Genomic DNA, 14,953 nt, shown 5'->3' on the forward strand with positions numbered 1-14,953 from the left:
GGGGGGGACGTCAGGCGGCCATCGCTCTGACGGGCAGGATGGCATCGAGCAACTGCTGGGTGTAGGGGTGTTCGGGATTGGTGAAGATGGACTCTCGATCGCCGTACTCGACGATCTCTCCCTTTCGCATGACCGCGACGGCGTCGGACATCTTCTCCACGACGGCCAGGTTGTGGGAGATGAGCAGATATGCCACGCCCAGGCGCTCCTGGATCTCGTTCAGCAACTCCAGAATCTGGGCCTGGATGGACACATCCAGGGACGACGTCGGTTCATCGCAGATCAACACGTCCGGGTTCGGGGCCAACGCCCGGGCGATTGCGATCCGTTGCTGCTGTCCACCGCTGAACTGCTGGGGGTAGCGCTGCGCGTCGTCAGGGGAGAGTCCGACCAGTCGCAGCAACTCGGCCGCGCGGTCATCACGTTCGTCCTTGGTGCCGATCTTCTGCAGTCGCAGGGCCTCGGTGATGTTGGTGCCGGCGGTGTACTGCGGGATGAGGGAGCCGTAGGGATTCTGGAACACCATCTGCATCCGGTTGCGCAACGTGTGTGACTCCTTGGAGTGCACATTCACCCCGTCGAGGGAGACCTTGCCCTCATCCAGACCGTGCAGGCCCATCACGAGGCGGGCTACGGTGGACTTCCCGCTGCCGCTCTCCCCGACCAACCCCAGAGTGCGCCCGGGCCTGATCTGGAAACTGACGTCCTGCACGGCCGGGACATCCCCACCGGCGGTATGGAACGTCTTGTGCATATGCTCGGCGACGATGATCGGTTCGGATTGTGCGGTGGCGTCCCCGGTCGCCTCGGTGGAGTCCGCCGGCGTGATGGAGCCGGTGGTGCGGGAGGTGTTCCGGGCGGTGCCCACCTCCAGCGTCGCCGAGAGCAGCATCTTGGTGTAGGAGTCCTGCGGATCATCCAGGACCTGTGCGATGGTGCCCTTCTCGACGACCTCCCCCTGGTTCATCACCAGGACGTCGTCACAGAACCGCCGGGCCACGCCGAGGTCGTGGGTCACCATGATCATCCCCGTGCCACCCTCCTTGATCTGTGCCAGCAGGTCCAACACCTGGGCCTGCACGGTCACGTCCAGAGCGGTGGTGGGCTCGTCGGCGATGAGAAGTTTGGGGGAGGAGATGATGGCCATGGCGATCATCGCGCGTTGACGCATGCCGCCGGAGAACTGGAAGGGATACATCGAGGCCCGATGTTCCGGTTCGGGGATGCCCACATCCCGCAGGGCCTCGATCGCCCGGGACCGGGCCTGCCGTCTAGAGCAGAGTTTGTGCCATGTGAGCGCCTCGGCGAGTTGCTTGCCCACCCCGATGGTTGGGTTCAGCGCCTCCATGGCGTTCTGAAAGACCATCCCGATCTCCCGCCCGCGCACCTTGCGAAGGGCGCCGGGAGACATGGTGAGCAGATCGGTACCGCGGTAGCGGACCTCGCCGTCGAGGATCTTTGCCGTCTTGGGCAGCAGCCGCAGGAGCGAGCGCACGGAGACACTCTTTCCGCTTCCGGACTCCCCCACGATCGCCAGGGCGCGCCCTTCTTCCAGGGTGAAGTCCACGCCGTCGGCGGCCACGAACGTGCTGCCGTCGGGCCGGCGGAACCCAGTCCGCAAGCCTTTGACCTCCAGCAGCGGGCTGACCGGTTCCTGGGCATTCTGAGGGCGTGTGTTCACCCTTCCTCCTGTGTGACGTCGAAGGCATCGCGGACACCGTCACCGATCCAGGTGAAGGCCAGCAACGTGACGGCGAACGCCAATGCGGGGGAGAGGACCATGTGCGGCATCGACGTGGCGTAGCGGACCCCCTCGTTGATCATCGCCCCCCACGAGGGCATGTTGGCGATCCCCAGACCGAGCAGCGATAGACCCGCCTCGGTGGTGATCGCGGCCGGTACGGCGAAACTTGTCGTGACCAGCAGCGGACCCAAGGCGTTCGGCAAGATGTACCGGGTGGCGATCGTGGGGCCTTTCGCCCCCATGCCCTTGGCTGCCTCAACGAACTCACGCTTCTTGATCGTCATCACCTGGGCACGCATCAACCGGGCCTGGGTGACCCACCCGGCGACCGCGATCGCGGCCATCACCGCCCAGAAACTGCGGCCGAAGACCGTCACCAGCAGCACTGCGAACAGGTACCCCGGGAAGGCGTACATCACGTCGGTGATGGCCATCAGGAGCGACTCGATCTTGCCCCCGCGATACCCGGCGGTGACACCGATGAGCAGGGCTGCCACGACCGAGATGATCTCGGCCACCACGGCGACCATCAATGCGGTGCGGAATCCGAAGATCATCCGGGACAGGATGTCCCGCCCGAGCACGTCGGTGCCCAGCGGATGCCCGGGGGTACCGATCCCGGCGAGGGTCTGGCCGTAATTCGTCGTGGAGTGGTGGTAGGGAGCCAGCACCGGAGCGAAGATTGCCACCAGTGCGATGACCACCACAACCCACAGGCTGATGAAGGCCAGCCGGTTGCGACGGTACCTAGCCCAGGCTCTTGACCACGGTCCTATTCCCTTGACCTTCGTCTGCTTCGGGGTCGGAGATGGCTGTTTTTCTGCGGTTTCGACTGCCACGGAGCTTACGCCCACTTTCTGCGCGTACGCGCGGGTCGAGAAGGCCGTACACGAGGTCGACGATCAGGTTGGTGACCATCAGGATGATGGCAAAGAACAGGGTGGTGCCCATCAGCAAGGGCATATCCCGGCTGGTCGCGGCCTGGGTGAAGGCCAGACCCAGCCCGGGGATGCGGAACATGGTCTCGATGAAGACGGTGCCGGTCATCAACGCGGCCAGCATCGGACCGCTCACCGTCACCAGGGGAATCAAGGAGTTCCGTAGGACGTGCTTGATGATCACGACCCGGTACTTGCCCCCCTTGGCCAGGGCTGCGGTGACATACTCCTCCCGCAGGGTGTCCAGCACTGAGGAGCGAACATAGCGGGCCAGGACGGCCAGTGGGCCCACGGCCAGGGCAAGGACCGGTAACACCAGGTGTTCCGGCCTCGACCATCCGGCCGCCGGCAACACCCGCAACCAGCCGGAGAAGATCAGGATCAGGAACACCCCGACCAGGTAACTCGGGAGCGCGTTGCCCATGGTCAGCACGAACATCGAACCGGTGTCCCACAAGGACCGCTGACGCAGTGCCGCGAGCACCCCGATCGGGATGGAGATGGCCAGGGCCAACGCCGTGGCCAGCACGGCGAGGGCACCGGACACCGGGAACCCCTGGGCGATCAGTTCCTCCACGTTCTGCGCCGGGTACCGGTAGGAGGGACCCAGGTTCCACGTCAGCGCCCCGCGCATGAAGATGAGGTACTGCTGCCAGGCCGGGACGTCCTCGCCGTAGCGGGTGGCGAACTCACCGGCCACGGCCTGCATCTGCTCCCCGGCCATACCGGTCGCCCCGGAACTGGCTCGTTGGATGTCCGCGAAGTTGCCCGGGGCCATCTGCAACAGCGTGAAGGCCAGCATCGACACCGCGATCAGCGACAGGAACATGCGGACCAGCCGGCGACCGATGAATCCGATCATTCCCATGGGCACCCCTGCTTCCTCATCGTCGGCCGCTGGTCAGCCGGGCGGGGCCGCCCGGCTGACCAGGATGTCGCGGACAGGAGTATCACTCCGCATCCTCATCAACCGACAGGTCCTTGAAGTAGTAACTATCAGCCTGAGCGCGGAGTTCCAGGCCCTGGACGTGGGGTTGGGCGATGACCACCGAGGAGTTCCAGACCACCGGGATGAAGATCTCCGCTTCCTCTCGCAGCCCGGCAGCCTCCTTCAGAATCTCCTGCTGCTCGGCCTCATCGACCGTCGCCCCGGCATCCTCGACGCGTTCGGCGTAAGCCTGTGCGCTCGGGTCCGACATCGTTGCCAGGGTGTTCTCGGTCTGCTCGTTGCGTTCCGTTGCGGACAGGTCGGGGTCCTCGTTGATCTCGTAGAACTGCTCGTAGCCCTCATCGGTCAGGGCGAACTGCCGCGTGAAGTTCGGGTCCCACAGTTGCTGGACCTGGTAGGGCCAGGTGCTCACCCCGGAGAACGAGCCGTACCAGAAGCCGAGGTAGTCCTCATCGTGCAGTTCGGCCCGTCGCTCGACGTAGACGCCGACCTCAACCACGTCCTTGACGACGTCGATCCCTAGGTTGGTCTGCCAGGTGTCGATGATCGCGTCCAGTTGGGCGAAGTCGGATCCGGCGAGAAGGTGCAGGGTGGGGAATCCCTCCCCGTCGGGGTAGCCGGCGTCGGCCAGCAGTCGCTGGGCTTCCTCGACTGCCTCATCCCCCCACATCGGATCGTGGGCGGCGATGTCCTCGCTCCAGTCCGGCACGATCGGGCTGACCAGCGTCGATGCGGGTTCGGTGGTCTCGGAGATCCCCGCGATCTCATCCCGGCCTATGCCCAGACTCAGCGCGGAGCGAATCTGGGGGTCTTCCAGCAGCGTGTTCCTGCTGTGCAGCCGGGCAAGGTAGGTGGTTCCGGAATTCTCCAGCAGGTTGACGTGCTCGCTCAGTTCCGGGTCGTTCATGAAACGCGCGATGTCGGCGGGCTCCCCGAGTCCCTGGATGTCTACCTCGCCGCTCTCGTAAGGGACTGTGGTGGTGATCGAGCCCTGTTCGATGAGTTGGACGTCGATGCTGTCCAGGGCGACGTTCTCGTTGTCCCAGTACTCGGGGTTACGCTCCAGGCGCATCGAGGAGTTCGAGACCCAGTCCACCAGGTTGTAGGGGCCGTTGCCGCGCCAGTTCTCCGGCTGCTGCCAGTTCTCGTCGCCGTCGATGGCTTCCGGATGCAGCGGCAACATGGAGGGGTGGGTCAGACCCATCACGAAGCCGGGGTTAGGTGCTTCCAGGGTAAATTCCAGCGTGGACTCGTCCAGAGCCTCGATGCCGACCTCCTCGAAGTCCTCCACGGCGCCGGAACTGTATCCGGTGGCGTTGAGGATGCCGAGGGTGGCCTGGTAGGAGGATGCTTCGGTGGTGACCCCGCCCGGTCCACGGTCGGGATCGAGGAGTCGCTCATAGGTGCGCACGAAGTCCTCGGCGGTGATCGGGTCGCCGTTGGACCAGTTGGCGTCCCGCAGGTGGAAGGTGTGGGTCAGTCCGTCCTCGCTGACCTCCCAATCCTCGGCCACAGCCGGGCGCACATCGGTGCCATCAGGGGTCTGCAGCACCAGGCCCTCCAGCAGACCCTTCTGAACCAGCCACATGCCGAACGTGATCGACTGGGGGTCGATGTGGGCGAAGTTGGTGGCGTGGACCGTGATATGACCGCCCTGCTCAGCCGACTCTCCGTTGTCACCGCCGCCCTCATCGATACCCGAGCCGCCGTTGCCGAACAGGTTGCATCCGGCCAGTACCAGCGCGGCGGCACTGGTGGCCGCAACGGTGCCGACAGTCCGGCGCACCGAGCGCTTTGTGGTGGTGGGTGGGGGTTGCATCGTTATCCTCCTTGATACGATCCCAAGATAATTGGGACTGTCCGAAACTGCTTTAGGGAACCGACACTATGTCGGCTAGTCCGAGGGGTCAAGATCTTGTTGGTCACGAGTTGGTGACGGATTGCGGAGCAGCAGGGCGCTGCAGTGCCGGTCCGGCCACCATGTCGGTGATCGCCTCGAGCACAACGCTCTCCACCGACGGGGCCAGGGCTGCCGGCATGCCCATGTAGAACGGGGCCTCCTCGGGCTCATAGCCGCCTTCTGCGTGCTCACCCGCGCCCATCAGGTAGGTCGTCATCCCGTCGGTGTAGCCCATCGGGAGGCAGGTGTGTCCGCTGACCCTCTTGGCATGGAGCCCGAAGAGGCTGAATGGCTCAGCCGGCATCGCCAGCAATCGCAGGCGCTCGCTGAGGTCTACCCGGACCATGTCGAGGAAGGGTGTACGCGTGTACCGGTCGGGGTGGTCCAACATCAACCGGGCCCACTCACCGATGTAGTCATCGTTTGCGGCCAGGCGCCGCAAACCACTCACCGCGATGCGGTCCTGGAGGGGCAGGTCCACCTGCGCTCGGCTCAAATTGACCCGTGGGCGTCCGGCATCCTGTGCTGCTCCGAAGGCGAGCCGAGCCGTGCCGGCCAGGTCCTGGCCCATCCGGTCGATCTCGGGTTGCCCCCCGTCGTGGAACGACCCAGCGGGACCGTACCGGTCGGGGTTGACGTCGCCGCAGCAGCCCTGCAGATACATCACCACCGGTGCGATGTCGGACTCCAGTTCGGTGGTGAGTGCACCGGGAAAGTCCGAACTGAATGCGTGCCCGTGATGCACCACGGGATGGCAGGCGAAGTGCACGAACGCTGCTACGCTCTGCCCGGCCTCGTCGACGAACCGCACCGCAGTCAGTTCCCGATCGATCGGTGTGCTCGGCAACTGCCCGGCCGTGCGTGCCCAGCGTCTGTTCACGCTCACGTCTGCCATGGCACGCCCGATCTCGATGCGTACAGGTGTGCGTTCGCCCAGAGCTGCTTCGATACTGGCCAGGGTTGTCCGGCGGAGGTGATCGACGTAGTTCGGATCCACCGTCCCGAGGGAGGGCGTCATGTACCGGCACGTCTGCGGCCCGGAGTGGGTGTGTGTTGCGTGTAGCACCAGGTTCTGCTCGGGGATGTCGAAGTGGGCGCGGACCTGCGTGCGCAGCGTCCGGACCAGTTCGTCGCTCCACCACAGCAGGTCGGCCCCGACGATCACCACGGGTGACTCGTTGCGCGCGCCCAGGACGAAGGTTCGCAACTGCAACGGGCTCAGTACCGTCTCGGCCGGCCCGAGCGCCGCTCGGCTCGCGTACCCGGCCAAGGACGTGGGTCCGGGTGGCGTGATATCGGCCCGGTGGGTCCCCAGCAGAGTCATGAGCGCAGCAGCCAGGAACTGTGGCCCACGGGTAGGTCGACGCCCAACTCCACGAACTGGTGGCCGTGCCGCTGCACAGTCCGCACCCGCACATCCTCGGTGTCGGGTTGTACGCCTTCGGGTAGGGCCAGAATGAGCGCGGCACCGGGAACGGCGCTGGGCGTGTGGGCGCGCACCTGCCAACCCTGGTGGACGCGCTCGACGTGCACGCGCACGTCACGGCGGGTGCGCTCCCAGGTGTTGATCTCCTCGGCCGTCCACCATGGCATCCCGCGCTCGCGTGCCGCCTCGGCGACCTCGACACAGGCTTGCGTGGTCAATGGGCGTTTGCGCAGGTGCGGCCCGTGGAACAGGAAGTGGGCCACGCCGTGCTGGTCCTGCGCACCATCGAGAATGACATCTCGGACCGAGATGTGGCCCGCCCACGCGAGATCCTGGGTGTGCAAGGGAAGGTTCAGCACGTCATGGAACGCCTCATCGTGGCCTGCCGGCCGCAGCGGGAAGGACACATGGGCGGTGCCGAACGGGAAGCCGATGGTGCCCTGCTTGCTGGGCCCGCGGGAGGAATCGATCTGAATCCCCACCCGCTCGCACCACGTGTAGAACTCCGTCCAGCCCTCCCAGCGGGTGTAATGGTTCTTGTTGGACACGATGTCTTCGCGTCCGCTGATCGCCTGTGCCCAGGCGTACTGGGCGCGTAGTTGCGGCCACCCCCAGTGGGCCAGGTCGGAGTCCGCCATCGCGTTGTAGTGCAGGGACTGCTCATGTCCGGCGTCGGTGATGTCGGTGAGCACCTCCTGGCCATAGCCGCCCGGGTAGACCTGGTGCCACGTCACTTTGACGCCGGCGGCGGCGAACGCCTCGAGTGCGGCGCGCCCGTCGGCCGGGTCATTGCCATCGGCGTCGTGTGACATGTGTGCGATCGCGTCGATGCCGGCCGGCCAGTAGTCGAGCCACGCCAGGCCCGCCCCGGTGTGCGCCGTGCCTTGCCACAGCGCTTGGAGCAGCAGGGATCGCCACCAGTCCGCATGCGGCTGGTCGAAGATCGGGACGGCCGACGGCGGGGGATAGGTATGGGTGTAGTCCGAGGGTAGGCCCGGCTCACCGGGGGGCATGGCACGATCCTCTTCGAGGTCCAGGGCCAGACCGTCCTCGGCCTTGAGGATGTCGTCGTCGATGGGCGCGGTGCCATCGGAGGAGGGGGCCCCGTCTCCCCTCACCGGGTAGCCCTGCTGGATCCGGCAGATGGAGTACCACAGGTCCACCCCGAAGGTGAGGACCATTCCCGCACCGGCGGTGGACCGCGTGATCGCCGCGCTGCCATCTTCGAACGTCGCCAGCACCTCGGCGTGCTCGTCCGGGTGCAGGGCGTGCCCGCGCAATGCTCGCACCGGGCGCGGGGGGCGCTGGGCCCAGCCTTGGCCACAGGTGACCAGTCCCGGCGCTGCGGGTACTGCGCGGGCCACCCCGGCGACGTTGGCCAGATCGCCGGGCTCGCCGGTGATGACCATTGCTCCTCCGTCCCGCACCCAGGTCGCCAGTGCCCGGGCGGGCTCACCGTGAACCGGTTCGGTGACGAGCACCACGCCTCCTGGGCGTAAGGCATCGGGAGAATCGGCGAGTCCGTAACTCATGCCGGCGTGGGACAGAACCTCGCGGGCATAGGCGGCCCAGGGTACGTCCTCACCGTTCGACTGGCTGTGGCTCAACAGGGTCAAGGCTGGTGCGTCATTGCGATCTTCTGAGGTCACAGGGCATAGCCTGCACGATCAGAGGCTATTTAGGCAAGTCCGAATCAAGAGTTTCGGAGACGCTCAATAATCAGGACTCGAGCCGCTCATCCAGAAGTTGATACCGCACCGGGGGTCGGCCCACCTTCTGTTGCCGCGCTGGGGGCATCGGCCAGGCGAGGCCGGCGTCGACCAGAGTGTGCAGGGTGCGGCGTGCGGTGCGGAGCGTGACCCCCTGGAGTTTGGCGATCCGCTCGGCGTCCACGACGCGATTGGCGTCGCCCTGAGCATCCAGGGCTTGCACGATGCTGCGCAGCGTCCTGTCGTGCTGGGTGGTGGCCGGCGCCTGCTCCGGCGCCGGACCGGCCCCGGAGGCAGCTAGGGAGATCGGCCCTCCGTTCGGCCCGATGAGGAAGGCGCGATCCCCGGGTTGTTCGGCGGAGCGGTTGACCGCGGCCTGGGCATGTTCCTCCGCCTCGACCGTGGTGCGTCCCAACCCGATCCCTACCTCGGCCTCGATACCCAGCGCGTTCGAAATGTTTGCGAGGAAGGGTGCGCGCTGCAGATCGTCGGTGCCGGCGCGGAGTGAGCCCATGGTGGTGATGATGAGGAAACTCTGCTCGTCACGTTGGAGCACGGCTGCGTCCATCCGACGGGCGTCATGGAGCAGCGTGCGGTGCAGCGAGAGTTTGAGTTCCTGGAACCAGAAATTGCTCGAACTCGTCCGGTTCGGCAGGGCGGAGGCGGGCAGTCGCACGATCACGATCGCGATCCGGGAGTCTTCCATCCGGGCGCCGCTGCCGAGCAGCCTGGCGGTGCGCAGGGCGTTGCGCATCGTCAACGGTGCGGGCGCCATGATGAGGTTCGGGATTCCGGCCTCGGTCAACGTTTCGGTGACCCAGGGGACGGTGGTGATCGCGCCGCTGGTGTCGCCCGCCTCGTAGCCTGCTACATGGAAATCCAGGAACTGCTCGGGTGAGACCGACTCGTGGTACTCGATGACATGTACGTTCGTCATCTCCACACCGAGTTCGGAATAGGTCTCGCGGACCTCCCGAGTGGTCACCGAGTCGATGCTGACGCGGGCGGTGTCGACCGTTCCGCTCAGGGCGCCACGCAGCAAGGCGGTCGGCAGCGCGACGCCACCGGTGGGGATGAAGGTCGCCGGGACCGGCAATGACCCGCCCGAGGTGGCGAGGTCGTAGGGCAATGGCCCGGAGAACAGCAGCACATCGACGTTCTCGGCGATTCGTAGCGCTTCCCCTCGCACACCGGCACCCGTGTTGTCGGAGGCCGCCATGAGTCGATAGGGGGCGCGGGCCTCGGTGCGCGCGACAGCGGAGATGCGGTTGATGAAATTCTCCGCGCCGATCACCCCTATCGTGACATCTTCGAACGCCGGTCCAGTTTCTCGGTCCTTCATTTGCCCCTCCTACTCCCGTCCGCTCGAGGGTAGCGCTTCCGAGCGAGGCAATGAGAATTGCAGCGAAGTGATAAAGCGTGAACTGGTCGACCCGAATTGCGCTGACGTCGGGCCGAATCGACGCTCCTGGTGGTTGCGCCACTGGCGAGGATTACGGGTCGGTTCGGAGCAGGTGTGCATGCTGGTCGTGGTGTTTAGGCTAGCCAGGCGTCCCGGTTGGTGGCGATGAAGTTCTCGTCGAGCAGGTCCGGGTAGCGTTGTCGGACGTGGGTGATCTTCTCGGTTTGCCCGGGGGAGAGTGTGTCGGTGCCCAGGGTGGTGGTGGTGGGGATCAGGCCTTGTTGGTGTAGTACTTCGTTGACGCCGGGGACGCATCCGGCGAAGTTGTGGTCGACGTCGAAGACGGCGTGGTTGATCTCGACCATGTCTGATGCTTCAGCGAGCAGTTCCAGGGGCACTTGGCCGGCGGTGACGGCTTGGTTGGCTTTGGTGACCTGGTGGGCTGCGGCGCGGGTTCCCACGGCCCATTGGCCGAGTAGGCCGCCGGTGGCGCGGATTTGGCGTTGTTGTCCATTGATGGTGCGCTGGTAGGGGGTGATCAGGTCATGCACGATCGCGTCGTCGTTGCCGGTCAGAAGCGCTATCTGGTCCCAGCGGTCATGCTCCAGGAGGGTTTGGGCAACATCGCCGGTGCAGTACCGGTTGAACGGGGCGGTCTTGACTCCCACGACCGCTTCGATGTCGAACAGGGCGCGCCAGTAATCCCGGCTCAGCAGGGCCCCGCCCACTGCGGGTTGGAGGTAGAAGCCGATCACCGGCATCACCTCAGCGACGGCGGCGGCTCGTTCCAGCAGGGTCTGTTCACTGGTGTTGCTCATGCCCCACGGGCTGAGCAGGGCCGCGTGGTAGCCCAGGTCCTTGGCGATTTGTGCTTCGGCGACTGCTGCCGGGGTGTCTCCGGTGAGGCCGGCGACCATGATCGGTTCGGAGGGGTGGTTCGCGGCGGTCTCGGCGGCCAGGTGCCACACCTGTGTGAGCATGGCGGGGTCGTGGTGCAGTTCGAACTGGGTGGTGTGTACCGCCACGGCCAGGCCGTGGGCGCCGGCATCGAGGTAATACCTGGTCAGGGCGCGCTGGGCGGTCAGGTCGAGGCTGCCGGATTCGTCCAGGGCCAACGGGTGGGCTGGGATGACCACCCCGGAGCCCAGTCGTGCGGCCAGGTCGGTGCTCATCAGAATTTGCCCTCTCGCTGCTGGAACTTGGTGGCCTTGCCCAGTTGCCGCCCGCCCTCGGTCACCCACCGGGCCACCATCTCCACCACGCGGCGCATCGGGACCGTGGGGTAGCCGTACAGATCGTGGCAGTGACTGGCGTCGGAGAGCAGGGCATCGGTGGACTCGGTTCCGGTGAACTGCACCTCGGTGCCCATTGCGGCGGCCAGCCAGGTAGCCAGGCGGCGCACCGAGACGGTCTCGGGGCCGGTGGCGTTGAGGATGTGCGGGGGAGTGCCGGCCAGTTCCACCGACCGTAGCGCCCAGGCGGTGGCATCTTGCTGCCAGACCACGTTGACCGCGGGCATGGTGACGTCGATGGGCTCACCATCGGCGATCTGGGTGGCGAGGTCGGCGATGACGCCGTAGCGCAACTCGCAGGCATAGTTGAGCCGGAAGATGGTCACCGGGGTGTTCCAGGTGTGCGCGGCGTGGGAGAAGATGCGCTCACGAGCCAGGCAGGACTGGGCGTACTCACCCACCGGTTCGGGGGCGTCGTCCTCGGTGGACCCACCGGCAGATAACGGACGCAGCGGGTAGACGTTGCCGGTGGAGTAGACCACCGAGGGCACCCCCCGGTAGCGGTCGGCTACCAAGGCGGGCATCGCCGCGTTGGACCACCACGTCTGGTGCTCGGCGCCGGTGGTGCCGAACTTCATCGCCGCCAGATAGATCATCGCCGCGGCATCGGGCAGGGCCGCGTAGTTCTCCGGTTCGGACAGGTCCGCGGACTGCACCACGATGCCGGCCTCGCTCAGCCGCTGGCGCACCTCGGGATCGGAAAACCGGGAAACCGCGACCACCCGGGCATCCGAGCCCACCTCATCCAGGGCACGCCGGGCCATCATCGCCATCGTCGGCCCGATCTTGCCACCGGCACCCAACAACACCACGTCACCGCCGGTGGCCTGCAGCGCCTCGCCCACCCCGGGCAGCGGGGTGGACAGATAGTCCTCCAACTCGGCCTCAGTGGCGGGGTGGATCTCCGTGGCCGGACCGGCATGTGGTGGAGTGGTCACCATTGCTCCTTCGTTGAGATAACTGCGGCGCGAAACACTCAGCAGAAAAGGCTTTCTCAGCCTAATGGGGTGACCGCACGATGGTCAACATTTCGACGAGACTCCATGTCCCGCTAAAACCTTGACTTTGGAAGGGGGATCTCCTAACCTGCCATGCAACCGATTGCAAACAAGGACACGGACGTCCTTGGGAGGAGAGCCATGAGATACGGCCGTATTGAAGGCACAGTGTCGCATAGCACAAATGCTCGATCCACAACGTGGATGGGGCTGTCTGTCCTGTCGCTGGCGGTTGCTCTGGTAGCCGGCGGGGCGGCGTCGGTTGGCGCTGCGCCGATTGACGAGTATACGGAGGTAAGCCTCGGCACGCCTATCGAGGGTGTGACGTCGCCGATGGTGAGTTTTACAACCGCTCCGGATGACAGGCCGGAAGCCGTCTATGTAGCTAACGGTGAACCAGCGATGGCCTCGGTGGTGGACGTGCGCACTGGTCAGCGGCGTTTCAGTCAGCCTTTAGATGGGGTCACCGCATCTTGGGGTTCGAAGGTCGCGCCCAACGGTGATGTCTACATCGGTACCCAACGGACGTCCGGGGAACTCTATCGGTATCGCCCTGGGACGGACGAGGTGGTGTCTCTGGGAACTGCCATTCCTGGCGAAACTCATCTTTTCGGCGTCGATGTTGATGACAATGGTCACGTGTTTGGAGGCACCTACCCGGGCGGGCGGGTGTTTGAATACGACCCGGAGGCTGATCAGTTCGCGGACCACGGTCAGGCGGTGGAAGGCGTGGGTTATGTCCGTGATGTGGCCGCGAGCGAGGCACACATCTATGCGGGCACCTCGCCACAGGCGCACTTGGTGCAGTTCGACCGCGAGACAGGGATCAGTCTCGATGTGGAATTGGACCAACTTGGCGGGCAGGACGAGATTTACAACGTCAGTTACGAGAATGGATTGGTGTTCGCGCGGGTGAACCCGGCCGGAGTGACGCTGGTGGTCGACCCATACGATGGTTTTGAAGTGGTCCATGAGATCACCGGCTCTGCCGCATTCCAAGTGTCTCCACCTGACGAGGACGGTGTGGTCTATTTCGCCGGTCAAGGAGGGATAATCGCTTATGACACCATCGCACGCGACTATCAGGTGATTGAGGATGTGGCGTTCGACAACCGCGGTACCGAATGGCTCGAATTGGGCGTGGATGGATTCCCTGGCCATAGCCTCGTATCCTCGCACTTCCGCGGTGACATGTACCTCTACAATCCCGAGACGGGTGAGAACACGCACGTGCGGGCTGACGCCGCCGGCGTGCCGATCGAGTTGCGTGCACTTGGATCCGGTCCGCTTGGTGACGTTTATGCCGGCGGGTACCTGTCACCGCCTGGTATGGCCCGCGTCGATGTCGACACCGGCGAAACCGAGTTGCTGCCCGGGATGAGTCAGATCGAAGGCATGGGCATTCATGGTGATGAATTGATCTTGGGTCTATACCCGAACGCACGGATGTATCGCGTCGACCCCTCGGAGCCGTGGAACTCGCCGGGTAACCCCTCGAGTCCGGTGCCGATCGGCAACCGGCAGGATCGCCCGGTCGCGATAGCGAGCATCGACGAGACCACGGTGGCGGTCGGCACTGTGGCCGTGTCCGGTCAACTGGAAGGCGCCTTGACGATTTGGGACACCGAGACTGACGACCTTGAAGTGCACGAAGGATTGGCCGGTGCGCAAAGCCCAGTGACACTTGCGCACCAGGATGGTTATCTTTACGGTGGCACCTCAATCTTCGGCGGCCTCGGAATAGACCCTGTGACTGATTCTGGTGAACTCTTCATGTGGGACGTTGCTGCTGGTGAAGTGGTGCACCGTGAGGTGCCCGTACCGGGTCAGCATGTGGTGTCGAAACTCGCTTTCGACGCGGACGGCACGTTGTGGGGCTTAACCGCTGACCACTTGTTCACTTTTGACCCCGAAAGTCGCGAAATTACGAGGGTCGAGGAGTTGTTCAATGGCAATCAGGGCAGCGCATACTGGGTTGGGCGCGGCCTTACCTTTGTCGAAGACCGGCTTTACGTGGTGACCGGGGGCGCCTTGCACGAGGTGAATACTGAGGATTGGAGCGTGAACCAACTCGCCTCCGGTGGTATCTCGCACTTGGCAACTGACCGCTATGGCTCTCTGTATTACACCCGCGGCGCCGAGTTGTTCCGAATGGACCTCCTCGGCGAAGAGTCTGCTGAATTGGGTGTGACCGTACAAGGGCGGTCCCCGTCCGGGATGGGTGGTCCCCCGGTAACCTTCACGGTGGAAGTCACCAGCGATCTGGACGTCGAAGACGTCACGGTGATCCACGACCTCGAAGAGCCCGCGGGGGTCGAACTACTTGATGTACGTGCGCCATCCGGCACGAGTTTTGATGAGCAGGCGCTGACATGGACAATCCCAGTCTTGCAAGCAAATGAAACTCTGACATTGCAGATCCGATTTGCGACTCAGCCGAATACGGACGGCGACGTGACCCTGGAGTCAACAGTCGAGGCATCAGTCGCGGATGCCGCCCACGACAGTGCCACCGTCACCGTCCGGTCGGTGCAAGGGACACAGAATTAGGTGAAATACGACGGACGGTGGCGAGGGTCGGCATCAGCCGTGGTT

The 14,953-nt window shown here is 64.9% G+C and carries 10 protein-coding genes; 1 reads left to right on the plus strand and 9 read right to left on the minus strand.

What is annotated here, in order from left to right; translation table 11 throughout:
* Positions 1–10: 10 nt before the first annotated feature.
* The 9 genes from ACO0LU_RS11725 to ACO0LU_RS11765 all read right to left on the minus strand — a co-directional run bounded on the left by ACO0LU_RS11725 (position 11) and on the right by ACO0LU_RS11765 (position 12,298).
* Positions 11–1,681 (minus strand): dipeptide ABC transporter ATP-binding protein, encoded by a 1,671-nt coding sequence (locus ACO0LU_RS11725; protein ID WP_424791542.1) that lies wholly within the window; start codon positions 1,679–1,681, stop codon positions 11–13.
* Positions 1,678–2,520, minus strand: coding sequence for an ABC transporter permease (locus ACO0LU_RS11730; protein WP_424791845.1), 843 nt, complete (start codon positions 2,518–2,520; stop codon positions 1,678–1,680). The genes ACO0LU_RS11725 and ACO0LU_RS11730 overlap by 4 nt, the downstream gene beginning before the upstream one ends.
* Positions 2,492–3,550 (minus strand): ABC transporter permease, encoded by a 1,059-nt coding sequence (locus ACO0LU_RS11735; protein ID WP_424791543.1) that lies wholly within the window; start codon positions 3,548–3,550, stop codon positions 2,492–2,494. The genes ACO0LU_RS11730 and ACO0LU_RS11735 overlap by 29 nt, the downstream gene beginning before the upstream one ends.
* Positions 3,551–3,632: 82 nt before the next feature.
* Positions 3,633–5,450 carry a peptide ABC transporter substrate-binding protein gene (locus ACO0LU_RS11740; RefSeq protein ID WP_424791544.1) on the minus strand — a complete coding sequence of 606 codons (1,818 nt, stop codon included), beginning with the start codon at positions 5,448–5,450 and terminating at the stop codon, positions 3,633–3,635.
* Between the two features lie 103 nt (positions 5,451–5,553).
* On the minus strand, positions 5,554–6,855 hold the full coding sequence (locus ACO0LU_RS11745) for a neutral/alkaline non-lysosomal ceramidase N-terminal domain-containing protein (protein WP_424791545.1): 1,302 nt from the start codon (positions 6,853–6,855) through the stop codon (positions 5,554–5,556).
* Positions 6,852–8,606, minus strand: a complete 1,755-nt coding sequence (locus tag ACO0LU_RS11750) for a hypothetical protein (protein ID WP_424791546.1) — start codon at positions 8,604–8,606, stop codon at positions 6,852–6,854. The genes ACO0LU_RS11745 and ACO0LU_RS11750 overlap by 4 nt, the downstream gene beginning before the upstream one ends.
* Before the next feature lie 70 nt (positions 8,607–8,676).
* Positions 8,677–10,008, minus strand: coding sequence for a hypothetical protein (locus ACO0LU_RS11755; RefSeq protein ID WP_424791547.1), 1,332 nt, complete (start codon positions 10,006–10,008; stop codon positions 8,677–8,679).
* 194 nt (positions 10,009–10,202) lie between these two features.
* Positions 10,203–11,240 (minus strand): dihydrodipicolinate synthase family protein, encoded by a 1,038-nt coding sequence (locus tag ACO0LU_RS11760; RefSeq protein WP_424791548.1) that lies wholly within the window; start codon positions 11,238–11,240, stop codon positions 10,203–10,205.
* Positions 11,240–12,298, minus strand: coding sequence for an NAD-dependent epimerase/dehydratase family protein (locus ACO0LU_RS11765; protein WP_424791549.1), 1,059 nt, complete (start codon positions 12,296–12,298; stop codon positions 11,240–11,242). The genes ACO0LU_RS11760 and ACO0LU_RS11765 overlap by 1 nt, the downstream gene beginning before the upstream one ends.
* Positions 12,299–12,562: 264 nt before the next feature.
* Between ACO0LU_RS11765 and ACO0LU_RS11770 the strand changes: the two genes are divergently transcribed.
* Positions 12,563–14,908 (plus strand): hypothetical protein, encoded by a 2,346-nt coding sequence (locus tag ACO0LU_RS11770; protein WP_424791550.1) that lies wholly within the window; start codon positions 12,563–12,565, stop codon positions 14,906–14,908.
* The last annotated feature ends 45 nt before the right edge of the window (positions 14,909–14,953 follow it).

This window comes from Pseudactinotalea sp. Z1748 (assembly GCF_049725185.1).
Taxonomy (GTDB): domain Bacteria; phylum Actinomycetota; class Actinomycetes; order Actinomycetales; family Beutenbergiaceae; genus CALKWS01.

What these genes read in the sequence shown, in the direction of transcription:
- ACO0LU_RS11735 (WP_424791543.1), bottom strand. Translation starts at nt 3,550, where the DNA reads ATGGGAATGATCGGATTCATCGGTCGCCGGCTGGTCCGCATGTTCCTG.
- ACO0LU_RS11740 (WP_424791544.1), bottom strand. Translation starts at nt 5,450, where the DNA reads ATGCAACCCCCACCCACCACCACAAAGCGCTCGGTGCGCCGGACTGTC.
- ACO0LU_RS11745 (WP_424791545.1), bottom strand. Translation starts at nt 6,855, where the DNA reads ATGACTCTGCTGGGGACCCACCGGGCCGATATCACGCCACCCGGACCC.
- ACO0LU_RS11755 (WP_424791547.1), bottom strand. Translation starts at nt 10,008, where the DNA reads ATGAAGGACCGAGAAACTGGACCGGCGTTCGAAGATGTCACGATAGGG.
- ACO0LU_RS11760 (WP_424791548.1), bottom strand. Translation starts at nt 11,240, where the DNA reads ATGAGCACCGACCTGGCCGCACGACTGGGCTCCGGGGTGGTCATCCCA.
- ACO0LU_RS11770 (WP_424791550.1), top strand. Translation starts at nt 12,563, where the DNA reads ATGGGGCTGTCTGTCCTGTCGCTGGCGGTTGCTCTGGTAGCCGGCGGG.